At 67.0% G+C, this 21,421-nt stretch carries 22 protein-coding genes and 1 tRNA gene; 2 read left to right on the top strand and 21 right to left on the bottom strand.

The window, feature by feature from the left end:
* Positions 1-4: 4 nt before the first annotated feature.
* From ACIOTO_RS12265 to mpaB (ACIOTO_RS12205), 13 genes are all read right to left on the bottom strand, one after another.
* Positions 5-895 carry a rhodanese-related sulfurtransferase gene (locus tag ACIOTO_RS12265; RefSeq protein ID WP_400858002.1) on the bottom strand — a complete coding sequence of 297 codons (891 nt, stop codon included), beginning with the start codon at positions 893-895 and terminating at the stop codon, positions 5-7.
* Positions 896-958: 63 nt separating this feature from the next.
* A complete protein-coding gene (locus ACIOTO_RS12260; protein WP_400858001.1) occupies positions 959-1,693 on the bottom strand; it encodes a hypothetical protein in 735 nt (244 codons plus the stop codon).
* Positions 1,690-2,418 carry an ABC transporter permease gene (locus ACIOTO_RS12255; RefSeq protein WP_400858000.1) on the bottom strand — a complete coding sequence of 243 codons (729 nt, stop codon included), beginning with the start codon at positions 2,416-2,418 and terminating at the stop codon, positions 1,690-1,692. The genes ACIOTO_RS12260 and ACIOTO_RS12255 overlap by 4 nt, the downstream gene beginning before the upstream one ends.
* Positions 2,415-3,131 (bottom strand): ATP-binding cassette domain-containing protein, encoded by a 717-nt coding sequence (locus ACIOTO_RS12250; RefSeq protein WP_400857999.1) that lies wholly within the window; start codon positions 3,129-3,131, stop codon positions 2,415-2,417. Before ACIOTO_RS12250 ends, ACIOTO_RS12255 begins: the two co-directional genes overlap by 4 nt.
* A 13-nt stretch (positions 3,132-3,144) precedes the next feature.
* Positions 3,145-4,701, bottom strand: a complete 1,557-nt coding sequence (gene mpaP / locus ACIOTO_RS12245; RefSeq protein ID WP_400857998.1) for a daptide biosynthesis intramembrane metalloprotease — start codon at positions 4,699-4,701, stop codon at positions 3,145-3,147.
* Between the two features lie 103 nt (positions 4,702-4,804).
* The gene (gene mpaM / locus ACIOTO_RS12240; protein ID WP_262001285.1) at positions 4,805-5,632 is read right to left on the bottom strand and encodes a daptide-type RiPP biosynthesis methyltransferase; all 828 of its coding nucleotides are present in this window, start codon (positions 5,630-5,632) and stop codon (positions 4,805-4,807) included.
* Between the two features lie 62 nt (positions 5,633-5,694).
* Complete coding sequence (gene mpaA3 / locus ACIOTO_RS12235) at positions 5,695-5,814, bottom strand: MpaA3 family daptide-type RiPP (protein WP_308737268.1); 120 nt, start codon at positions 5,812-5,814, stop codon at positions 5,695-5,697.
* Positions 5,815-5,849: 35 nt separating this feature from the next.
* Positions 5,850-5,975 (bottom strand): MpaA2 family daptide-type RiPP, encoded by a 126-nt coding sequence (gene mpaA2, locus ACIOTO_RS12230; protein WP_258134202.1) that lies wholly within the window; start codon positions 5,973-5,975, stop codon positions 5,850-5,852.
* A 42-nt stretch (positions 5,976-6,017) separates the two neighbouring features.
* Complete coding sequence (mpaA1, locus tag ACIOTO_RS12225) at positions 6,018-6,152, bottom strand: MpaA1 family daptide-type RiPP (RefSeq protein WP_258134203.1); 135 nt, start codon at positions 6,150-6,152, stop codon at positions 6,018-6,020.
* The gene (gene mpaC, locus ACIOTO_RS12220) at positions 6,136-7,245 is read right to left on the bottom strand and encodes a daptide-type RiPP biosynthesis dehydogenase (RefSeq protein ID WP_400857997.1); all 1,110 of its coding nucleotides are present in this window, start codon (positions 7,243-7,245) and stop codon (positions 6,136-6,138) included. The genes mpaA1 and mpaC overlap by 17 nt, the downstream gene beginning before the upstream one ends.
* 95 nt (positions 7,246-7,340) lie before the next feature.
* Entirely contained in the window at positions 7,341-8,600 is a 1,260-nt protein-coding gene (gene mpaD, locus ACIOTO_RS12215; protein ID WP_400857996.1) for a daptide-type RiPP biosynthesis aminotransferase, read from the bottom strand.
* Positions 8,597-9,649 (bottom strand): daptide biosynthesis RiPP recognition protein, encoded by a 1,053-nt coding sequence (gene mpaB, locus ACIOTO_RS12210; protein WP_400857995.1) that lies wholly within the window; start codon positions 9,647-9,649, stop codon positions 8,597-8,599. Before mpaB (ACIOTO_RS12210) ends, mpaD begins: the two co-directional genes overlap by 4 nt.
* The gene (mpaB, locus tag ACIOTO_RS12205; protein ID WP_400857994.1) at positions 9,646-10,692 is read right to left on the bottom strand and encodes a daptide biosynthesis RiPP recognition protein; all 1,047 of its coding nucleotides are present in this window, start codon (positions 10,690-10,692) and stop codon (positions 9,646-9,648) included. Before mpaB (ACIOTO_RS12205) ends, mpaB (ACIOTO_RS12210) begins: the two co-directional genes overlap by 4 nt.
* A gap of 198 nt (positions 10,693-10,890) precedes the next feature.
* On the opposite strand from mpaB (ACIOTO_RS12205), the gene ACIOTO_RS12200 reads away from it, so the two are divergent.
* Positions 10,891-10,978, top strand: a tRNA-Ser gene (locus tag ACIOTO_RS12200).
* Between the two features lie 103 nt (positions 10,979-11,081).
* Here the strand turns inward: ACIOTO_RS12200 and ACIOTO_RS12195 are convergent.
* From ACIOTO_RS12195 to ACIOTO_RS12160, 8 genes are all read right to left on the bottom strand, one after another.
* Positions 11,082-11,684: a GNAT family N-acetyltransferase gene (locus ACIOTO_RS12195; protein WP_400857993.1), complete on the bottom strand. Its 603-nt coding sequence runs from the start codon at positions 11,682-11,684 to the stop codon at positions 11,082-11,084.
* A gap of 28 nt (positions 11,685-11,712) precedes the next feature.
* On the bottom strand, positions 11,713-12,342 hold the full coding sequence (locus ACIOTO_RS12190; RefSeq protein ID WP_036302883.1) for a phosphatase PAP2 family protein: 630 nt from the start codon (positions 12,340-12,342) through the stop codon (positions 11,713-11,715).
* Positions 12,343-12,373: 31 nt separating this feature from the next.
* Positions 12,374-13,768 (bottom strand): multidrug effflux MFS transporter, encoded by a 1,395-nt coding sequence (locus tag ACIOTO_RS12185; RefSeq protein WP_400857992.1) that lies wholly within the window; start codon positions 13,766-13,768, stop codon positions 12,374-12,376.
* 107 nt (positions 13,769-13,875) lie between these two features.
* On the bottom strand, positions 13,876-15,030 hold the full coding sequence (locus ACIOTO_RS12180) for a cystathionine gamma-synthase (protein WP_400857991.1): 1,155 nt from the start codon (positions 15,028-15,030) through the stop codon (positions 13,876-13,878).
* 72 nt (positions 15,031-15,102) lie between these two features.
* Complete coding sequence (locus ACIOTO_RS12175; protein ID WP_400857990.1) at positions 15,103-16,479, bottom strand: cystathionine beta-synthase; 1,377 nt, start codon at positions 16,477-16,479, stop codon at positions 15,103-15,105.
* 97 nt (positions 16,480-16,576) lie between these two features.
* Positions 16,577-17,536 (bottom strand): carbohydrate ABC transporter permease, encoded by a 960-nt coding sequence (locus ACIOTO_RS12170; protein WP_400857989.1) that lies wholly within the window; start codon positions 17,534-17,536, stop codon positions 16,577-16,579.
* Entirely contained in the window at positions 17,533-18,672 is a 1,140-nt protein-coding gene (locus ACIOTO_RS12165; RefSeq protein WP_400857988.1) for a carbohydrate ABC transporter permease, read from the bottom strand. Before ACIOTO_RS12165 ends, ACIOTO_RS12170 begins: the two co-directional genes overlap by 4 nt.
* Positions 18,673-18,775: 103 nt before the next feature.
* Positions 18,776-20,092: an ABC transporter substrate-binding protein gene (locus ACIOTO_RS12160; RefSeq protein WP_105711389.1), complete on the bottom strand. Its 1,317-nt coding sequence runs from the start codon at positions 20,090-20,092 to the stop codon at positions 18,776-18,778.
* A 287-nt stretch (positions 20,093-20,379) separates the two neighbouring features.
* Here ACIOTO_RS12160 and ACIOTO_RS12155 point away from each other — a divergent pair, with 287 nt between their 5' ends.
* A complete protein-coding gene (locus ACIOTO_RS12155; protein ID WP_400857987.1) occupies positions 20,380-21,384 on the top strand; it encodes a LacI family DNA-binding transcriptional regulator in 1,005 nt (334 codons plus the stop codon).
* Positions 21,385-21,421: the final 37 nt, after the last annotated feature.

Here is a 21,421-nt window from a genome sequence, read left to right as displayed (position 1 = left end):
GCGTTCAGGCGGCGTGAGCCGTGCAGGGCACGGCGACGCAGTCCTCGCACACCACGAACTGCGAGCGGCAGGAGAGGTCGGGGCAGTTGGCTGTGCGCTTGGTGGGCGCTCCGCAGCCGACGCATTCGCCGATGACGCGGGCATGGTCGGAGAAGTCGACGGAGCCACGGCCGTCGAACACATACAGCGAGCCGTCCCAGAGGCCGTCATCGCCGTACTTCTCGCCGTAGCGGACGATGCCGCCCTCAAGCTGGTAGACCTCGCCGAAGCCACGGGCCGTCATCAGGCTCGACAGCACCTCGCAGCGGATCCCGCCGGTGCAGTAGGTCACGACGGGTTTGCCCTTCAGGTCGTCGTAGGCACCGGAGTCGAGAAGCTGCACGAAATCCCGGGTCGTCGCGGTGTCGGGCACGACCGCGCCGCGGAACCGTCCGATCTGCGCCTCGAGGGCGTTGCGGCCATCGAAGAACACCACGTCGTCGCCGCGTTCGTCCATCAGCGCGTGCAGTTCTTCCGGGGTCAGGCGGGTGCCTCCGCCGACGACGCCGTGCTCGTCGACCCGCAGCTCTCCCGGGGCTCCGAACGACACGATCTCGTCGCGCACCTTGACGCTGAGCTTGGGGAAGTCGAGGCTGCGGCCTTCGGCATCGAGCCCCGTCCCCTCGCTCCACTTGATGTCGGCGTCCGCGAACGGCGCGTACGAGCGGAAGGAACGGAGCCACTTCTTGAGGACCGTGATGTCGCCGCCCAGCGTGCCGTTGATCCCGTCCTTCGAGATGAGCAGTCGTCCGCGCAGCCCGAGCGCCTCGCCGAGATCGCGCTGCCAGACGCGCACGGCGTCGGGGTCGGCGAGGGGCGTGAACGCGTAGAAGAGGACGATCTTGGGGGTTGCCACCCAGGAATCCTACGTCGGGTGCGGGTGGTGGGCGGAACCCGCTCAGAGCCGGTCCCTGCCGCGCTACTTCACGTCGCGCTTCAGAAACGCGACTGCGCCAACGCCGAGCACCGCCACCACCCACCCTGCTGCCACCAGCGCGGCCAGCCATGTGTCGAGGGTGTCCTTCGGTTCCACTCCCAGGGCGGTGATGTCGAACTGAAGGGCTTCGAGCATTGCGAGAAGCGGAAGGTAGGCGGCGCCCGCACTCCAGAAGGGCGCCACCAGCATCGCCGCCGCCATCGACATGGATGCGGCGAACAAAGCCACCAGATGGGCCTGGATGACGATCCCGAGCCCCATTCCCCAGAGGCCCGCGACAGCGCCGAGCGCGACGGCGGGGCCGACCGATGACCACTGCACGGGAATGCCGCCCATGGCGATCATCAGCGCAATATGACCCCCCACCACGCCGGCGAGAGCGACGACCGCCCCGCCGAGCGCAGAAGTGGGCATTCGGGCGAGGAAGATCACCCACCGAGGCTGGAGCATCAGACGCTGCGCGATGACACCATCTCGGCGGTCAACCGTGTAACGGAAGGAACCGTAAACAGCCGCGACAACTGCCCCATAGGTCGCGAGCACGGCCCCGAAGGGCGCCATGAGCGCCTCACGGACATCAGCAGGCGCAGCAGCGAACTCCGGCGGGACGCTCGTCGCCAGGGAGAGCGACATCACGAATGCCGCAACCGCGCTCCAGAGGAGGACGACGTCGGCTGCGAAGCTCCGGCTCTGAGCGCGCAGAGCCCGCAGAATCATGAGGCGGCCCTTCGTCTCCGGTACCACGCGAGCGCGACCAGGCCGACAGCCCATGCGAGCGCGACAGCGAGGGCGGGGATGAACTCGAGCAGCTGATCCTGGTACCCGGGAACGCTCAGTGCGGCAAGAGCCAATCCGGGCGAGAACCGCGCCAGCTCGGGTGCGTTCCGCAGCAGCGCGAACTCCACCGCCATCGGGATGGCGAGAACGAGAGCCGCCGTCACATAGTAGTTCCGTGTGATCCATCCGACGGCGCCCCCGACGAAGGCACCGAGCACGGAACCGAGCAGAGCTCCCGCATATATCTGCCAGGCATCCTGGGTGAGCACGAGCGAGAGTCCGTTCTGAGCGAGAAGGAAGTGCACCCCCACCGTCCACAGCACGAAGATGCACACTGACAGTGCGCTCGCGACGAAGGCACCGGCGACGAGCTTTCCCGTGAATGCGCGACGAAATCCGACGCCGGTCAGCGTCCTGTCCATCGAGCCGTAGTAGTACTCGCGGGTGACACCGTATGCCCCGACGAACGCCGCGGCGATGGCGGACCAGGCAAGCGGCTCCAGGAGCCGGGTCGTGGCAGCGCCAGCCTCGACGCCGGCGACATCGAAGCGGGAGCCGTCGGAGAAGAGAACGAACAGGGGCATGAGGAGCGCGATGAAGTAGACGGGCAGAATGGAGAGGCCGCTCACCGCGCGCAGCACCTCGCTCCGAATGGCTCGTCTCATGCGGGTGCTCCTTCGACCAGGTCGAAGTACTTGCTCTCGAGAGAATCGCGGTCGCTCGTCACGAGGTCGCCGAGCCGCCCGGCGTAGAGCGCGCGCCGCTTGATGACGACGACCTCATCCACGACCTGTTCCAGTTCGGCCAGTTGATGACTGGCGATCAAGACGGTGCCGCCGCTTTCCGCGAAGCCGCGGAGGAACCGGCGGAGCCACCGAATGCCGTCGGGGTCCAACCCGTTCGCCGGCTCATCGAGGATGAGAGTGCGCGGAGAACCGATGAGAGCAGCAGCGAGTCCGAGCCGCTGGGCCATTCCCGTCGAATAGGTCTTCACACGGCGACGGGCGTCTGGGGCGAGTCCGACCATCTCCAGGACCTCGTCGACCCGGCCGGAAGATGCGCCGGCCGCGAGTCGGGATATCTCCAGATGCCGTCTCGCGGTGATCCCGAGCTCGAAGCCGAAGCCGTCCATGTGCACGCCGACGTGGAATGCGGGGTTGTCGAGTGCGGTGAACGGGGCACCATCGATGAGGCTGTCGCCGCTGGTCGGCGCGAGCAGGCCCACGATGCTGCGCAGAGTCGTCGACTTGCCCGCGCCGTTGGGACCGAGTAGACCGACGATGGAACCGCGCGGCACAGCGAACGACAGCTCTTCTACGGCCGTCCGGTTCCCATATCGCTTGGTGAGCGCTCGGACTTCGATTGCTTGGTCGTTCATCTTGATCCTCTTTCTACTTCTCGTTCTGGGATGCCGAAAGTGGCTGCATCACGCCGGTGGCCCAGAGGAACTCCCACAGACTCACCATTCCGAGATCGAACCTCGCCTGCCCGACCTCGGGAGGGCTCCCGCCTCTGTCGGATACATCCACTTCTGCGAAGGACACGGCCGAGACCGACACGCCCGCCGCTGTGGCGGGAACCAGAGCATCGAGCGGCACCCTCGTGGGCTCGGGTCGCTGCGGTCTCGCGGTTCCTTCGCCGACCTGCCGGCTGCCCAGGATGCCGCTGCTCAAGAGCACGATAGGGGTCCCGTCGCGCACCTCCACTGCCGTTTGCCCGTCGGCGTGGACAAGGACCACCCGACCGCCTTCTGTGGAGAAGCCGAAGGTGGCGGTCATCGGTACGGGGATCACGGCTCCGGCGATCACGATGATCGCACCCAGCGCGGCGCAGACCGAGATGAAGCGCAGTCGCGACACACCTGACCGGAGCACCCGGTGCAGGGCCCTCCATAAAAGCCCCATCCCGACGAGCACGACGACGGCTTCCAGCGCCACCACGAACATCCCGAGAATTGGTCCACCCGCGGCCAGAGATCGGACCGCGCGTGTGACGGCGAGCAGCACCAGCGCGATCGGTGCGATGAGGCTCGCGAGGCCGAACGGCACGCTCCACCACGTGTTCATGCTCTTGCTCATGCGCCGTCCGCCGAAGAGGAGGCCTGTCAGGAAGTTCGCTCCGTCGCGAATCGTCCGATTCCTGAGGTTCGGCTCGTCCATCGCACTCATGAGCGCGATGTACCCGTCGAACCGCACGAACGGGATCAGATTGACGAGGACGATGGCTGTGCAGGAGAGACCGAGGATCTGCAGGGTCTCGCGGACGACCGGTTGCGGAGCAACCAGCGCCGCCGTGAGTGCGATCGCCGCGACAACGGCGTGCACGGCGGGTCCGGCAAGAGCGACTTCCACGCGCTGCCGACGGCGAGGCAGGCGCCAGCCATCCGTCACATCGACGAAAAAGGCGGGAGCGAGATAGAAGAGCATGACGCCGGCGCGCCGGGGCCTGCCGCCGTAGCGCGTGAGTGTGAGGCCGTGGGCGCTCTCATGGAGCAGGGTGAGGCACGCGAGGACGGCGACGAGAACCACGATCGCCCCCAAAGGCATGGGCGTGGTGACGACGTTCAGCAGCTCTCTCGCCTGAAGGATGGCCGCCACGAACCCCAGGCTGAGCACGGCCGCAACGGATACCAGGATCGCCCGGCGTGGGAGGGGCGCGATCAGACGGTGCAGTCGACCGAAGATGGCGGCCGCACGAAGGGTTGCGATCTGCAGCGTGAACGGGGGCCGGTAGGTCAGCCGACCGGGCGGCAGCTTGGTGTCGCCCTCGAGCAGCCCCGTGGCGCGGAAACGCTGGACCAGCTGGAGGAAGCTCTCGGAGGATTCGGATGCGGCGAAGCGCAGATGCAGATCGTGAAGCGAGGTCGTGCCGTCCATCGCCGACAGCAGGTCGACGACCGGCCGCGAAACCCTGGATGAAGGCACGCCGTGCAGCACTGCTATCCCCATCGATTCATCGCCGACTCCCACGAACGTGACTCCGGACGACAGAAGCGGACACGCGTCTGCAGTGAGCGGTGCTGGTGCGGAGCTCTTTCTCCTCCGAAGGGAACTAGTCGGAAACATCGCCATCCGCCATTCCCCAGGCCCCCGCCCACGACGTCTTGAGAAGGAGGATCTCCGCTCCGAGGTGCGTTCGAACAGGAGATACGGCAGGTTCGTGGAAGCCGGCTTCGACGAGTTCTCTCGCGAGAACCTCGTGGCTGAGCAGCTGCAATCGGCTGGTGAGGACGGTGACTTCGCCGCCTGGGGTCACGTCTGAGGCACGGACCCAATTGACCACCCGCGCCGCGCCGTCCGCTTCCACCTGCTGGGAGAAGAGATAGATGTCGTCTTGGCCTCTACCGGGGACTCTGATCTCACGCTCTGTCGGCACGGCGAGACTCTGCGCAGACGCACCTGCGGCGACGGTGAAGGCGAAGACGCCGCCGGGCGCGAGGTGACGCCGCACGTTCGCGTAGAGAAGCGACCTTCCTTCGTGATCGAGCAAGGTGATGGACGTCGCGCCGATGATGACGAGCTCGTACCGAGCCTCCAGCGAGAAGTGACGCATGTCCGCGACGATGCACTCGACGGCCGACCGCTCCGGCAAGGCGCGTCGCAGGTGGGCGAGCATGTCGTCCGAAAGGTCGATGGCGGTGACTCGCTTGCCGGATCTCACCAGCGGGATCGTCACTCTCCCGCTTCCCGCGGCGAGATCGAGTACAGGCCCCGCGGCATCTCTCGCGAGTGCCAGCATCTCTCGAATCTCGGCACGGTCGGGGCCGACGAGTCGCTCATAGAAGTCGGTGCCCTCCCCTTCGTACAGGTCTTGTTCCCGGGGACGCGCCCCGACAAGGTCGAGTCGCGCCTGCATGGCTTCGGTGATCAGTCCTGGCATTCGATGGCCTCTCAGCGTGAGCAGTGGAGTGCGGGCGGGTGTGGTCCGCCCGCACCCCTCGGTCAGGTTGCGATCGCTGCCGCACCGCCGATGATGGCGATGATGTAGCCCGCGTGCTCCCACCATTCGAGTGGTGCGTCGATCTGTTCGAGTTCCTGGAATTCCAGCGATCTCGTCAGCATTTGGTACCTCCTCAATCGGTAGTCGGATACGACTACTACGTCAGCGCGAGAATCCCGATGATGACGCCCGCGGCGAATCCCCGCAGGAAGTCCTCGCCGTCGTTCAGCGCTTCCATGGCCTCGAGTTCGGTGAACTCGAGCTTCGGCATAGTGGCTTGCATATTTCCTCCTTTCGTTTCGTCACCCTCATCGGGTCGACGAGATCACGTCGCTGCGGCTGCGCCGATTCCGATGAGTATCAGTGCGCCGATCGCGCCCTCATAGAAGCTCTCCCAGCTGGGGGCTTCCATTTCGTCGAGTTCTTGAAAGCAGATCTGCCTTTCAACACCGTTGTTCATTGAATTCACCTCCTTCATGTCGAACGTGAGAGGTTGGCATGGGGGTGCCAACGGGCTGAGCGTTCCAGCACGAATCGCGGAGCACATCACGGAAGTCCGCCGCAAGAAGTCCGCGAAGCATCGGTTGGCGATGCCCCCACGCTTTCTCGGTGGCCGTGGAGATGCGACCGATCTCGTCAACCGTCGGCTTCGCCGGGCACGGGATCCCCCACCCGTCGACGAGCGCAGCCGCGCCGGCGGGCGGATCGAGAGGCAACCCGGTCCCGGCGGTGACCCCGGCCCAGAAATCCTGGAGGCTCTCACGATCTCCCCAGCGTGACTCACCCGAGCAGATTCGCCGCCACACGGCAGCGATGATGCCAGCCGTCGCGACCATCTTGCGAACCCCGAGCACGAACGCGACTTCGTTCGCCAGGTACCAATGACGGGCGCTGTAGGGGTCGGGGCCCCTGAGCGCTGCGGTGCGCTGGGTCGCTGCGCTCAGACGCGCGACGCGCAACCTTCCCATGGGGGAACCCGAGTGACCAGCGGCGGTCTCGAGGAGTGCCCTACCGAGCGTGACGGCGTCGCTGTTCGCCCTCGCACTCCTTCCCGGACTCGTCGACGCCCCTGCCAGGCGAAGGAACGCCTCCAGCGCTCCCTCCCTGACCGAAGTCGGCCGGAGGGTGACCGAATTGCAGGGATCGATGATGGCGTGACGCGGCCTCAGGGAGCGCCCGACGATGAGGCGATTGCCGTGTTCGTTTCTGAGGATGGCGACACTGTTCGTCTCCGACGAGGTGCCGAGCGTCGTCGGCATGGTGACGATGTCGACGGGCGGCGGAGCATCGGGCAGGAATGTCAGTGGCGCCCTCGACGCATGTTCGACGGCGTAGTCGAACACCCGCCCCTGGGCGAGCGCGAGCGCGGCGAGCTTGCTGGCGTCGAGTACGCTCCCTCCACCGACTGCCACGATGACGCGTGGAGGGCGGCGAAGGATCTCGCGCGCGATAGCTACCACCGTCGTGACGTCTGAGGCGAGGGCGTCGATGTCGATCATCCTGGCGTTGCCGTCGTCCAGGAAGGGAACCGTGACGGCCGCATCAGCGATCACCAAGGTCTCCCGTCCCGCCGTGAGGCGCCCCACCGTCTCCCGTGCGATCCCGCTTCCGTGCCATAGCGTGGGAACGCGCCCCGCAAAGCCCCTATTCATGCGGAGGTCTCCCGTGACTGCGCCACACCCGCACGCACCGCCGTATCCATTTCCACGAGTTCCCCGGGAGTGAACCCGTACGCCGGAATCAGTTCGATGGAGCTCGGCCCCGGCTGCACAAGGACGCCGTTCGCTGCGACCGCGGAGACGACGCGAAGAACCTCGGGACCGGAGAGCGGATTCCCATCCTGGTCGCAGAGTTCCAGCCCGAGAAAGCAGCCGCGTCCCGTGACCCCGGTGACGATGCCGTCCGACACCAATCGTGTCGTGAGCTGTGACAACTCGTCTGCCAGTGACATGGTCACCGATTCCGCGTCGATGCGGTGCAGCTCCTCGATGACGGCGACGATCGCCGCCGAACACCCTGGTGTCCCCGCCTGCGTCTCGCCGTGGATGAACGTCCAGCCTCCTCGGACGAACTCGGAGGCCACGCGATGCCCGACAAGGAGTGCTGCGGCGCCCATCGCGCCGTTCGTCAGTGCCTTCGAGAGGATGAGGACGTCGGGCGCGGCCGCCCAGCGGTCGGTAGCGAACATCGTCCCGGTGCGGCCGAATCCCGTCGCGACCTCATCAGCGACGATCAGAAACCCGTACTCCTCCCTCAAAGCGAGAAGACGGTGCACGAAGGCATCTGAGAGCGCGTACGCGCCGCTGCCCAGGACGGGCTCGACGACGACCGAGGCCACCCGCGACCCTTCGCGTGAGAGCAGTGTCGCCAGCTCCTCCCCGTCATCGCTGTGCGACACGTGCCTCACCGATCTGCGATCGACCGAATAGACCGCTTGGTGGAGTTCATCGCCACTCAGTGCATGGCTGCCGTACATGGTGCCGTGATAGCTACCCTTCAGTCCGACGACGAGCGATCGGGACCCGGAGCCCTTCTGCACCCAGTACTGTCGCGCCAGCTTCACGGCGGCATCGTTCGCCGCCCCGCCCGACGTCGAGAAGATGACACGGCGGTACCTGCTCGGTTTCGCCAGTTCGATGAGAGCCTCCGCCGCGATTTCCGCATACCTGTGCGGCGCTCTGAACAGGGACAGGTACGAGGCATCATGTGTCGCTCTGCTCACCGCTTCGGTCACCGCAGCGTTGCCGAAGCCGAGGGGGACATTCCACAGCCCGCTCGTCGCACAGAGGCGCGTGGATCCGTCAGCGAACTCGATGCGGTTTCCTGACGCGCCGACGGCCACTCGGTCAGGCGCGAAGGTGACGTCGGCCGGGAGCATCGAGGTCCACAGCGCGTGCGGGTCGGTCATGCGTCGACTCCCGTGGGGCGTGGTGCGGCGGCAGCGCGTCTGCCGGAGTGGATGCCGAGAGCTGCGAGGGCTGCACGGCACAGGGTCTCCGCTTCCGAGACAGAGATGCCGAGTTTTCGCGCCACCCGCTCAGCCGCGAGGGTGAGCGTGCTGGAAGTCTGGGCGACGGCGACCACCGTGGCAGTCATGGGCGACAGCAGCTGGCGACGCAGTGTGGTGGGGTCGGCCAGTATGAAACCGTCTGCCGTCTCGAGCAGGAATGGATCGCGGATGGGCGGTTCGGCATCGGAGAGGTTGTCGTCGACCAGGGACCAGCCGAACCCCGTGATTCTCGCCGCACCGTTGGCAAGCCGGAGCATCTTCATGAGATCCGTCGCCTGGAGGTATCGACCGATCCACTCCCGATTCGCGAGGTCGGCGAGGAGCACATCTCTGGGCGCGATGTCGTCCCACGCGGCGACACCCGGAAGCGGGATCGTGAGCACCGCCGGCAGGTCATCGACATGGCCGATGTCGGCGCCGCGCACACCGATGCTCACTCTGCCATCGGAACTCAAGCGGATGGCGCTCGGAGTCTCCAGTCCGCGGGGGTCGGCAAGCGCTCTGCGGTCCGCGAGAAGAATCCGGGGGTCGAGCAGAGTCGAGGGAAAGATGCCCGTCCGTCGGGCGAGTTCAGCGTCATCGAGGAAGGCGCGCCAGCTCGACTCATCGAAGAAGCACACCGCAGTGGGGCCGACGATCTGAACGAACTCCGCAGCCGAATAGTCCTGGAGTTCGACTCCACGTTCTCCGAAGAACAGCTCGTCTCCGGGGTCGCGCAGTGCGCCGTTGTAATGGACGGCCGCGGCAGGTCCTCTGTACGGATCGCTTCCTGTCGGCAACAGCATGACGTCGTCCTTACTGGTCACCGCGTCCAGGTTCCGTGCCGAGGCTCCGACATCCACGAGGTACACCCGCGTGTGCTGATCGCGCACTCCGGTGATCCATTCACGCAGTGCCCGGGCTCCGACGCGTTCGATATCGACCGACCCTTCTTCGTCGCGCGTCATGACCCGTGCCGCCGGTAGCCGGTGACGTCGAATCCCGTCGCCGCAAACCTGTCCTGCAGCGCACGCACCAGCGGAGCGACCCTGCTCACCCGCGTGCCGAGTTCGGTGGCGAGCAGGGCCGTCGCCTCAAACTCCTCCGAGGTCGCGATCAGGCATTCCGCAGCCCTCGCGGAATCGACTCCGAGTCGGAGACGTCTGTGGCTCACTCGATCAACCAGGATGTACTCCTCGCCGTCCCCTGTAACGAGGAAGGGTGCATCGGCAGCCAGTATCGAGGGATATGCCCCACCCTCGTCGAGCACCGCGACAAGGTGGCGGCCGAATCCGGAGATGGCAGCACGAGGCGGTGCGCCCTCCCACCCTCGCATCAGATCGAGAGCCGCCAGATACCGCCCGAACCACGGGCGGTCGTCGAGGTCCGCCTCGAGGACGCGAGGGTCGACGACCCCGGCAAACGAGCGCCCTCGCCCTGCTCCCGCCGCGGCCGTCGCCTCGATATCGGCCCGTTCATCGCCCACGCTCCCGAGCCGAAGCCCGTCAGGCCCGTCTCGATACTCCCCATGACGCGTGACGTGGACCCGACCGAGTGAGTCGCCGATGAGGTCCGCCGCGAGACAGGAGGCCCAGGAATCCAACAGCACTTCCGTGTTCAGTAGCTGACCCACGAAGACGCCGGAGTTCCGCGCCGTGTCGGCATCGCTCAGGAAGGCGGCGATCCCCACTGCCGAGAACTGCCGGACGACGGTCGGACCGGCGAAGGTGGTGAAGGGAACAGCGACGTAGTCCTGCAGTTCGAAGGTGTGGCGCCCGCCGAGGGTGATCTCATCGCCGGGTTCGAGGAAGGAACCGTCGTACGCGATGGTCCGCGGATCGGCATGTCGTACGGGGGCGATCACGATGTCGCAGGGCTCCGCCGCGCGCAGCACCTCCGCGATGTGGTCTCCGGATTCGAGGAAGAACACGGCGCCCTCGACGATTCCCCGCCTTCCGCTGACGTACTGCTTGAACGCGGTGGCCGTGCGGTGGCTAGGCCGTGAGCCCATGGTCGCGCTGTCCTGCATACTCTCCCCCAGAAGACGAGGACCTTGATCGAACACGATCTGTCCTCATCTGAGGCTATACAGCTGACGTGTGACATGCAATATTCTGCCCACAGCACGACGAGGATCCGCCCACAGCTGCGCGCGACGGCTCTGTCACGCCACCCTCCCCCGATCGGATAGGATGGACAGGTTGTTCCTGGTGACGTGTCCGAGCGGCCGAAGGAGCACGCTTGGAAAGCGTGTGTTGTGCAAGCAACCGCGGGTTCGAATCCCGCCGTCACCGCCAGAAAAGCAAGAAGGGCCTCCGCACTAGCGGGGGCCCTTCGTGCGTTTCTCTCCAGTACGGGGATTCGGGGAGGAGCGAGTACCGGGGATCCGCCCCCGCTCATTCAGCCGTCGAAGCGCACGCCGTAGATCTGCCCACCGGGCGCTGCGGGTAGGCGCGTCATCCCGAGCCGCTCGTAGAACGCGGCCGCTCCGGCGTTGGTCGGGTCGATCCCCAGGTGCAGTCCGCGCACCCCGCGGCGGGTCAGCTCGGCGAACAGGGTCTCCATGAGACCGCGCCCCAGCCCCTGCCCCTGCGTCTCGGGGAGCAGATCGATGTGCAGATGGGCGGGGTACTCGGCGGCGTTCGGCTCGATGCCAGGGGCTCGCTCGTAGCCGTACTCGACCATCCGCTCCTCCCGGGTCGCGGGCTCCGCAGACCGGGGGTATCGCTCCTGCAGCCCGGGCCACCACTCGTCGCGGAACCAGGTGTAGAACGCGTCGGTGTCGTCCGTCGCCACGATGTACCCGATGGTGCGCTCGTCGTCGCTCTCGACCACCCAGGCGAGGTCGGGATGCCGCTCGGCATAGGGAACGGCGAACAGGTCGCCCCACAGCGAGTCGTCGGAGAGGATGCCGGTCGCATCCCCGCCCGCGTCGGCGGTCCGCATGCAGATCTCGTACAGCGCGGCACGATCGGTGGGGCGGTAGGGACGGATGCGCGACACGAAGGCTCCTCTGACTGAACGGTCCGGTTCAGCCTATCGGCGCCTCGACCTCGGACTTCTTCTGCTGCACCCACGGCAGCAGCCAGGCCGCCAGCACGAGCACGACGCCGGCGCCGACGAGCGCACCTCCGAGCGTGTCGGTGGCCCAGTGCACCGACAGGAAGGTGCGCGAGAGCGCCATCGCCAGCACCCACAGCACACCGAGGATCGCGGTCCAGACCCGCGGGAACAGCACCCAGACCACGAGCGCGATCGTCGCCGCGTTCGCGGTGTGGCCCGACGGGAACGAGCCGTAGTCGCTCACCACCAGCATGTCTTCCGGGCGCGCTCTTCCGAAGAGCTGTTTGAGCAGCTGCACCGCACCGGCGCTCGCGGCGAAGCACACGGCCGCGAAGACCGCACCACGCCAGCGTCGTGCGAGCACGAGCACGAGGATCGCCAGCAGCGGCACCCCGAGGATCGCCACCCAGCCGCCGCCGATCCAGTCCATGACCAGCGCGAACTGCAGCAGCCAGTCACCCCGGATGCCGGCGACCGTCTCGTTCCACCAGTGGTCGAAGCCGGGCGTCTCCGGATACACGAACACCACCAGGGCACCGAGCACCGTCGCGAGCGCGAGGAGGCCCACTCCCCACCACAGCAGCATCCGCCTGTCCATCGTCCCATTCTGCGGGACGAGGCCCTGCCGATCAGGGATTGAGCATCCCGACGGTCCGCGGACGTACGACGAACCAGAGCGAGAGGATGCCGATGGCGGCGCAGCCGACCATGACCGAGGCCATGGTGGTCGCGGTGATCCCGGCGTCGTGGGAGAGCCATCCGACGACCGGTGAGATGAGCCCGGCGACACCGAAGTTCGTCGCGCCGATGATGGAGGCCGCGGTGCCGGCCGCCTTCCCGTGGCGGTCCAACGCCAGCACCTGCACGTTGGGGAACGTGAAACCGCAGGCGGTCATGAACACGAAGAGCGGGATGACCGTTCCCCAGAGCCCGAGACCGAGCTGATCTGTGACGATGATCGCGACGCCGGCGAGCAGCAGCACGGCGGTGGAGTAGGCCATGACCCACTGCGGTCCGAACCGGGCGGCGAGACGAGACGCGGTCTGGACGCCCGCGACGACGCCGAGCGAGTTCACGGCGAAGAGCAGGCCGTATTGCTGCGCATCGAGTCCGTGCGTGACCTGGAACAGGAACGGCGAAGCCGAGAGGTAGGAGAACAGCCCCGAGAAGGTCATGCCACCGATCACCAGCACACCGAGGAAGACCCGATCCGAGAGCACCGAGCGATAGCGCTGCAGCATCGTCGCGCCACCGCGATCCTGTCGGCGGGCGACGGGCAGCGTCTCCGGGATGAACAGGATCGCCGAGGCCAGCATCACGATGCCGTAGGCGGCGAGGACGACGAAGATCCCCCGCCAGGGCATGAGAGTCAGCAGCCACGAGCCGATCAGGGGCGCGATGACCGGGGCCACGCCCGACACCAGCGCGAGACGCGAGAGCATGACGACCAGGCGGCGGCCCCCGAACAGGTCGCGCACGATGGCCATGGCCACCACGCCACCGGCCGCGGCTCCTACGCCCATGAGGACGCGCGCGGCGCTGAGCAGACCGAGGTCCGGCGCGAACGCCGCTCCGACACTGGCCAACACGTGCAGGGCGGTGACCGCGATCAGCGGCACCCGGCGGCCGACCTTGTCGCTGAGCGGACCGACGACGAGCTGCCCGAGGGCGAAGCCGATCATCGTGCCGGTGAGGGTCAGCTGGATCGCCGCGGCCGTGGTCTGGAAGTCCTCTTCCAGCACCGGGAAGGCAGGGAGGTAGAGGTCGATCGTGAACGGCCCGAGCGCCGTGAGCGCGCCGAGCAGGATGATGTACAGCGTCCGACGGCCGAGGGAGATCGCATCCCCCGGGTGCAGCATGATGGGCGCTGTCGCCGGGTTGGCGCCGAGGGTGCGGATGGCGCCGGTCGCGGTGGAGATGCGGATGCTGCCGGTGGCGGTGCGCTCGGGCTCTGCGGCCGGAGCAGCCTCCGATGCATCGGGTCGCGAGGTGGAGATGGAGTCAGTGCGGGGAGCGTCGGACACGACGTCCTTCCAGAGTTCGGGGTGCGTGGTCGAATCGATTCGCCAGGGGAAAGAACCCATGCTACCGCCGACCCGACCCCACCCCCGCGATGGCTCCGGGCGGGAGGTCAGCGCGCGATGCGCTCCAGACCCTGCTCGAGGTCGGCGAGCAGGTCGCCGATGTCCTCGATCCCGACCGAGAGTCGCACGACGTTCTCGGGGACGGCGAGCTCGGTGCCGCGCACCGACGCGTGCGTCATGTCCGGCGGGTACCCGATGAGGCATTCCACGCCGCCCAGCGACTCGGCCAGCTGGAACAGCGAGGTGCTCTCGGCGAAGGCCCGTGCGGCGTCAGCGCCCGCGGCGAGCCCGAGCGAGAGCATCCCGCCGAAGCGGCTCATCTGCTTCGCGGCGATCTCGTGACCGGGGTGCGAGGCGAGTCCGGGGTAGTACACCTGCGCGAACTCGGGGCGCGCCGCCGCCCACTCGGCGATCGCCTGCGCGTTCTCGGAGTGCTGCCGCATCCGCAGCGCCAGCGTCTTGATACCCCGCGTGGTGAGCCAGGCGTCCAGGGGCGCGGAGACGGCACCGACCGCGAACTGCTGGAACTTCACCTGATCGAAGAAACGGTCGTCGCCGAACACGACGGCGCCCCCGAGCACGTCCGAGTGGCCGCCGAGGTACTTCGTCGTGGAGTGCACGACCAGGTCGGCGCCGAGCGCGAGGGGCTGCTGCAGCGCGGGCGAGGCGAAGGTGTTGTCCACGACCACGATCGCACCGGACTCGTGCGCGATCTCGGCGATCAGGGCGATGTCGACGATCTTCAGCAGCGGGTTGCTCGGCGTCTCGAGCCACACGATCTTCGTCTCGGGGCGGATCGCGGCCCGGAGCACATCCACATCCGAGAGCTCGACCGTCGTCGTGTCGATGCCCCATGGTGAGAGCACCTTGGTGAGCAGTCGATACGTGCCGCCGTACACGTCGTTGCCGAGCAGCACGTGATCGCCCGGCTTCAGGATGCCGCGCAGCAGCGCATCCTCCGCAGCAAGACCCGAGGCGAAGGAGAGTGCGCTCGCGCCGCCCTCGAGCGCGGCCAGCTGCGTCTCGAGCGACGACCGCGTGGGGTTGCCGGCACGGTTGTATTCGTAGCCCTCGCGGAAACCGCCGATGCCGTCCTGCACGTGTGTGGAGGACTGATAGATCGGCGGGATGATCGCCCCCGTCGTCGGGTCGGGAGCTTGTCCTGCATGGATGGCGCGAGTGGCGAAGGCGTGGTCGGACATGCCCTCAGCCTACGACCGCCCCCACAGCCGAGGCCCTCCCGTTACGCCCGGGGTCATCCGCCGTCGGAGCGCTCAGCGGGAGAGGTACCCGAGCAGATCCTGTCGTGTCAGCACCGTGTGCGGCTTGCCGTCTTCCGTGACCAGCAGGGCATCGGCGTCGGCGAGCGCCGTCTTCGCCTGGGCGACGGAGGCGTGGATGCCGATGAGCGGGAGTCGCTCCCCCACGTGCGCTCCGACCGTGTCGGTCGCGCTCGCCTCGCCGCGGAACAGCAGGTCGAGCAGCCCCTTCTCGTCGACAGTGCCGACGACCTCTCCCATCATGACGGGCGGTTCGGCGCTGAGGACGACCAGCTGCGAGACGTCGTACTGCGTCATCATCCCGATGGCCTCGAGAACCGTGTCGGTCGGATGCGCGTGCACGAGGTTGGGGATCCGCTCCCCCTGGCGCGACGGCCGCGCGGTGAGCACGTCTGCGACGGTCTCGCCCTCCTCCACATCGCTGAACCCGTAGGAGCGCATCCATCCGTCGTTGAAGATCTTGCCGAGGTAGCCGCGGCCGCCGTCAGGGAGGAGCACGACCATCACGGCATCCGCAGGCAGATCCCGTGCCACCCTCAGCGCGCCGACGACGGCCATGCCGCTCGATCCGCCGACGAGGATGCCCTCCTCGCGGGCGAGCCGCCTCGTCATCGCGAACGAGTCCGCGTCGCCCACCGCCACGATCTCGTGCGGGACGGTCGGATCGTAGGCACCGGGCCAGATGTCCTCCCCGACGCCTTCGACGAGGTAGGGACGACCGGTGCCGCCGCTATAGACGCTGCCCTCGGGATCGACGCCGACGATGCGCACCTGCCCCTCCGACACCTCGCGGAGGTAGCGCCCGGTCCCCGTGATCGTGCCGCCCGTGCCGACGCCGGCCACGAAGTGCGTGACCTGCCCCTCGGTGTCGCGCCAGATCTCCGGTCCTGTGGTCTCGTAGTGGCTGCGCGGACCGTTGGGGTTCTCGTACTGGTTCGGCTTGAACGCGCCGGGGATCTCGCGGGTGAGTCGATCACTGACGCTGTAGTACGACTCCGGGCTGTCCGGCGCGACCGACGTGGGCGTCACCACGACCTCCGCGCCGTAGGCCCGCAGCACGTCGATCTTGTCCTCGCCCACCTTGTCGGGAAGCACGAACACGCACTTGTAGCCGCGCTGCTGCGCCACCAGCGCGAGGCCCACTCCGGTGTTGCCGCTGGTGGGTTCGACGATCGTGCCACCGGGCTTCAGGTCTCCCGATGCCTCGGCGGCGTCGATGATCCTCGCGGCGATGCGATCCTTCGACGAGCCGCCCGGGTTCAGATACTCGAGCTTGACGAGCACCGTGCACGCAACACCCTCGGTGACGCGAGTGAGCTTCACGAGGGGCGTGTCGCCGACGAGGTCGACGATCGAGTCTGCGTACTTCATGACTTCAGGGTAGACGCGCGGATGCCGCGGGCGGGGCTGTGTTTCGCCCACCCGCGGCATCCGTTGTCACGAAAGGCCCCCTGTGTCTTCCGAAGCGTCAGCCCTTCGTCGACCCCGCCAGCAGGCCGCGTACGAAGTACCGCTGCAGCGCGAAGAACACGATGAGCGGGACGATGATCGAGACGAACGCACCCGCAGTGAGCAGGTACCAGCCCTCACCACGTCCGGTGATCTCGGCGAGCACCTTCGTGATCGGAGAGGCGGCACCGTCGGCGAACACGAGCGCCACGAGCAGATCGTTCCAGACCCAGAGGAACTGGAAGATCGCCACGGACGCGATCGCCGGCATCGTGAGCGGAAGCACCACGCGGAAGAAGATCTGTCCGCGGGACGCGCCGTCGACGCGCGCGGCCTCGATGATCTCGCCGGGGATCTCCGACATGAAGTTGTGCAGCAGGTAGATCGCGAGCGGCAGCGCGAACATCGTGTGGGCGATCCACACCTGCGCATAGCCGCCGGCGACATCGAGCCCCTCCGTCACCTGCACACCGAACAGGTTGATCCCTCGGGAGAACGATGACAGGAGAGGCACCAGAGCCATCTGGATGGGAACGATCTGCAGCGCGAACACGAAGATGAACAGCGCGTTGCGACCCTTGAACTCGATCCACGAGAACGCATACGCCGCCATCGCCGCGATCATCAGCGGGATGAGCGTCGCCGGGATCGTGATGACGATCGAGTTGAAGAAGGATTCCAGGATCGTCAACTGCGTGGTGCCGGACTGCAGCACCGCCGCGTAGTTGTCGAGCGTCAGCCTCGGGTCGGTGAAGACCGTCCACCAACCGGTGGTCTCGATCGCTTCCCGGTCGCGGAACGACGAGATGAAGAGGCCGAGCGTCGGAACGGTCCACACGACGGCGATGATGATAGCGGCGACGCTCGCCCAGGGCCGGCTGAGACGCTTGCGTGTGCGACCGGCCGAAGCCTCGACCCGGCCCGCGGTCGTGATGGCCCGCGTGCTGTCGCCGGTGTCTGTCTTCACGGTGTCGGTCATCGGATCTCCCGCTGCTTCTTGATCTGGCGTGCGTTGTAGATGACGATCGGCAGCACCAGGATGAACAGGATGACGGAGAGCGCAGCGCTGCGACCCGCCTCGAACTTCGAGAACTGGGTGTACATCTCATTCGCCAGCACCGACGTGCCGTAGTTTCCGCCGGTCATCGTGCGGACGATGTCGAACACCTTCAGAGAGGCGATCGAGATCGTGGTCAGCACGACGATGAGCGCCGGACGGATCGACGGGATCGTCACCGACTTGAAACGCTCCCAGGCGTTCGCACCGTCGAGTTCCGCCGCTTCCAGCAGCTCAGCCGGCACGCCCTTGATCGACGCCGAGAGCACGACCATCGCGAAACCGGTCTGCACCCAGATCAGCACCACGATGAGCGCCAGGTTGTTCCACGGACTGTTCAGCAGGAACTGCTGCGGCTCGCCGCCGAACCAGACCAGGATCTGGTTGAGCAGACCGATCTGCTCGAACTCCGGGCCACGGTAGGCGTACACGAAGCGCCAGATGATGCTGGCACCGACGAACGAGATCGCCATCGGCATGAACACCAGCAACTTGTAGATCTTCTCGCCGCGGGTCCGATCGATGAACACCGCGTACCCGAGGCCGATCATCGTGGAGAGCGTCGGGACGAGCAGCACCCACACGATCGTGTTGATCACCGAGGTCACGCCGTCCGACTGCGTGAAGATCCAGAGATAGTTGGCAAACCCGACGAAGTCGCTGCCGGTCGAGTTCCAGAACGACGCATAGACGGTCTGGATCGACGGCAGGATGAGGCCGGCGAGGAGCAGCAGCATCGCCGGAGCCATGAAGGCCACGAGCTGGATCAGGTAGCCCGCGCCGTCGCGGGACCGGTAGTCCAGGAAGAAGAACAGTGCACCGACGGCGACCGCGACTCCCATCGCCCAGTAATAGGAGTTGAAGAACCACATCACCGCGAGCGGGATGAGCAGGCACATCGCGAGGCGGATGCCGGTGTAGAGAGCGCCCTTGCGCGGGGCGATGTCGACGAGCAGCAGGATCACCACCACGACCACCGCGAACGCGATGACCACGGCGAGCGCCTGGAGGATCGGCGGGAGTGTCCCGATCCATTGGAAGAACACAGTCGCGTTCATGGATTCCCCTTCATGAGACGGAGCTGATCAGCGGTCGGCGCGGCGATGCGCGGACCGGGTGTGAGAAGGAGGGCCGCCCCGCGGGGCGGCCCTCCTCATCCGATCAGCTGGAAGGCCAGCCGGTCTCGATCTGGGTCAGCACCTCATCGGTGGAGGTCCCGTTGATCCAGGCGACCATGCCCTTCCAGAAGGTTCCGGAGCCGACAGCACCGGGCATCTGGTCCGAACCGTCGAAGCGGAACGTCACCGAGTCGTCCTGGAGGAGCTTGATCGACTCCTGCAGGATCGGGTCCTCGACCACGTCGAGGTCGACACCCTTGTTGGCCGACGTCACGCCACCCAGGGCGAGACGGCTGTTGGCCCACTCGGGGCTGGACAGGTACTCGAGCACCTTCTGCGTCGCCTCCGAGTCGCTGAACGCGCCGACGATCTCGCCACCACCGGTGATGAGAGTCTCGTCCGGGTTCGGGCTCGGCGTCAGGAACGCCCAGACATCGCCGTCCTCGGCGAAGTTCGTGCCCTCGGGGTAGAAGCCCGACAGGAACGAGGCCTGGTGGGTCAGCCCACACTCGCCGCTCGCGACCTTCGCGGCCACGTCACCGAACGCGGTGGAGTTGATCGAACGCACGTCGCCGAAGCCGGCGTTGACGTACTCCGGGTTCAGCAGGATCTCACCGGTGGCGTCGAACGCCTCCTTGATCTGCGGATCGGTGAAGGGGATCTCGTTCTTGACCCACTGGTCATAGACGTCGGGACCCGCGTTGCGGAGCACGAGGTCTTCGATCCAGTCGGTGCCCGGCCAGCCGGTCGCGACGCCCGACTCGAAGCCGGCGCACCACGGGGCGGCACCGCTCTTGTCCTTGATGGTCTGCGTCAGCGTCAGCAGCTCGTCCCAGCTGGTCGGCTCCTCGACACCCCACTCGGCGAACTTGGTCGGCGAGTACCAGACCCACCCCTTGACGCTCGCCATCAGCGGTGCGCCGTAGAACGTGCCGTCGTAGGTGCCGAAGTCGACCCAGCCCTGCGTCCAGTACTCCTCGGCGTTCTTCTTGACCGCCTCCGGAGCCGGCTTCAGCAGGTCACGCGACGCGTAGTCCGCGAACAGGCCGGGCTGCGGGAAGATCGCGATGTCGGGCGGGTTGCCGCCCTGTGCGCGGGTGCCGAGCTGCGTCTCGAAGTCCTGGCTGCCCTCGTATTTGATCTCGATGTCGTTCTCCTTCTCGAAATCCGCCCAGGATTCCGCGAGGAGTTCTGCTTCGCCCTCGACGATCGTGCCGTAGATCGTGACGGTGTTGTCTCCGCCGCCACCACCGCCGCCTCCGGAGGTCCCACCGGGAGCCCCGCATCCGGCGAGCGCGATGCCCGCGACCCCCAGCAGGGCGAGCGGCGCGTAACGCCGGGAACGCTGTGACAGAGCCATGTGAATTCTCCTCTTCGAGTACAGGGTCCCACCTGATGCGATGCCACCCCGCGGCACCGGTAGGGAACCGATTCCAGGCCAACCTACTGGCGATCGATATCCCGGCACAACACGGAAGGGTCACAAGCTCACAACCATTCGACTCAGATCGACGCCGTCGATGGGAGCGCTCCCTCGCGCACAGTGTGGAACCGGTTCCTTTTGAGCGCGTCGAGGACTACGCTGTCACCCGGCGCGGCGACCGCGCCGCCACCCACGCAACCGCGTGATCAGGTCGAGGAGGACCGATGAGCACGATCGCGGACGTCGCTGCGCGCGCCGGGGTGTCGAAGGCCACCGCGAGCCGTGCGCTGAGCGGGCGCGGTTATGTCTCGGAGGACACCCGTGCCCGCGTCACGGATGCGGCGCGCGAGCTGTCGTATGTCGCGCACTCCTCCGCGACGAGCCTGGCCACCGGTCGGACGCAGACCGTCGGCGTCGTGATGCCGCCCGTGGACCGCTGGTTCTTCGCCGAACTGCTGGCGGGCATCCAGGAATCTCTGTTGACGCTCGACTACGACCTCGCGCTCTACGGCGTGCCCGAAGGTTCGCAGATGCGAGATCGGCTGTTCGAGAGCGTGCTTCCCGGGCGACGATTCGACGGCATCGTCGCCGTGGACATCCAGCCCAGCGCCCTCGAGCTCGAACGCCTGCAGCTCACCGGGCGTCCGCTGGTGAGCGTGGGTCCATACAGCGAAGGATCCACTGCCGTCTCCATCGACGACGCCGCCGCAGCCCGCATCGCCACCGAGCATCTCATCGAACTCGGTCACACCGATATCGCCTTCGTCGGCGGCGCGTCCGACGGGAAAGCGCTGAGCCTCGGCGACGCCCGGCGACTGGACGGCTATCGCGGCGCGCTGCGCGCCGCGGGACTCACCGAGCACGCGCGGGTCGCGGGCGCCACTCCCACAATGCCGGGCGGCTACGCGGCGACGGCCGGTCTGCTCGGCGACCGTCGGAACCGCCCGACCGCGATCGTCGGGGTGTGCGACGAGGCGGCCATCGGCGCGATCATCGCCGCGCGTCGCCTGGGCATCGCGGTGCCGACCGAACTCAGCGTCGTCGGCATCGATGACCATCAGCACGCCGACATGTTCGCCCTGACCACGATCGGGCAATCGCCCCGCGAACAGGGACACGAGGCCGTGCGCCTCCTCATGCAGCGGATCGACAGGCCGGATGCTCCGCTCGAACATGTGGCGGCGGCATCCGCCCTCGTGGTGCGCAACTCCACCGCTCCGCCGCGCTGACCTGCTCGGAAAGCGCCGGAGACGCACGAAGGCCCCG

The sequence above is a fragment of the Microbacterium sp. NPDC087592 genome (assembly GCF_044743585.1).
GTDB lineage: Bacteria > Actinomycetota > Actinomycetes > Actinomycetales > Microbacteriaceae > Microbacterium.
Note: the sequence above shows the minus strand (reverse complement) of the source record. Positions and strands in the feature narration are given on the sequence as shown.

Coding starts and splice junctions, on each gene's coding strand:
- ACIOTO_RS12260 (WP_400858001.1), bottom strand. CDS start 1,693: ATGATTCTGCGGGCTCTGCGCGCTCAGAGCCGGAGCTTCGCAGCCGAC.
- ACIOTO_RS12255 (WP_400858000.1), bottom strand. CDS start 2,418: ATGAGACGAGCCATTCGGAGCGAGGTGCTGCGCGCGGTGAGCGGCCTC.
- ACIOTO_RS12250 (WP_400857999.1), bottom strand. CDS start 3,131: ATGAACGACCAAGCAATCGAAGTCCGAGCGCTCACCAAGCGATATGGG.
- mpaP (WP_400857998.1), bottom strand. CDS start 4,701: ATGGGGATAGCAGTGCTGCACGGCGTGCCTTCATCCAGGGTTTCGCGG.
- mpaM (WP_262001285.1), bottom strand. CDS start 5,632: ATGCCAGGACTGATCACCGAAGCCATGCAGGCGCGACTCGACCTTGTC.
- mpaA3 (WP_308737268.1), bottom strand. CDS start 5,814: ATGCTGACGAGATCGCTGGAATTCCAGGAACTCGAACAGATCGACGCA.
- mpaA2 (WP_258134202.1), bottom strand. CDS start 5,975: ATGCAAGCCACTATGCCGAAGCTCGAGTTCACCGAACTCGAGGCCATG.
- mpaA1 (WP_258134203.1), bottom strand. CDS start 6,152: ATGAACAACGGTGTTGAAAGGCAGATCTGCTTTCAAGAACTCGACGAA.
- mpaD (WP_400857996.1), bottom strand. CDS start 8,600: ATGACCGACCCGCACGCGCTGTGGACCTCGATGCTCCCGGCCGACGTC.
- mpaB (WP_400857995.1), bottom strand. CDS start 9,649: ATGACGCGCGACGAAGAAGGGTCGGTCGATATCGAACGCGTCGGAGCC.
- mpaB (WP_400857994.1), bottom strand. CDS start 10,692: ATGGGCTCACGGCCTAGCCACCGCACGGCCACCGCGTTCAAGCAGTAC.
- ACIOTO_RS12190 (WP_036302883.1), bottom strand. CDS start 12,342: ATGGACAGGCGGATGCTGCTGTGGTGGGGAGTGGGCCTCCTCGCGCTC.
- ACIOTO_RS12180 (WP_400857991.1), bottom strand. CDS start 15,030: ATGTCCGACCACGCCTTCGCCACTCGCGCCATCCATGCAGGACAAGCT.
- ACIOTO_RS12175 (WP_400857990.1), bottom strand. CDS start 16,479: ATGAAGTACGCAGACTCGATCGTCGACCTCGTCGGCGACACGCCCCTC.
- ACIOTO_RS12170 (WP_400857989.1), bottom strand. CDS start 17,536: ATGACCGACACCGTGAAGACAGACACCGGCGACAGCACGCGGGCCATC.
- ACIOTO_RS12165 (WP_400857988.1), bottom strand. CDS start 18,672: ATGAACGCGACTGTGTTCTTCCAATGGATCGGGACACTCCCGCCGATC.
- ACIOTO_RS12160 (WP_105711389.1), bottom strand. CDS start 20,092: ATGGCTCTGTCACAGCGTTCCCGGCGTTACGCGCCGCTCGCCCTGCTG.
- ACIOTO_RS12155 (WP_400857987.1), top strand. CDS start 20,380: ATGAGCACGATCGCGGACGTCGCTGCGCGCGCCGGGGTGTCGAAGGCC.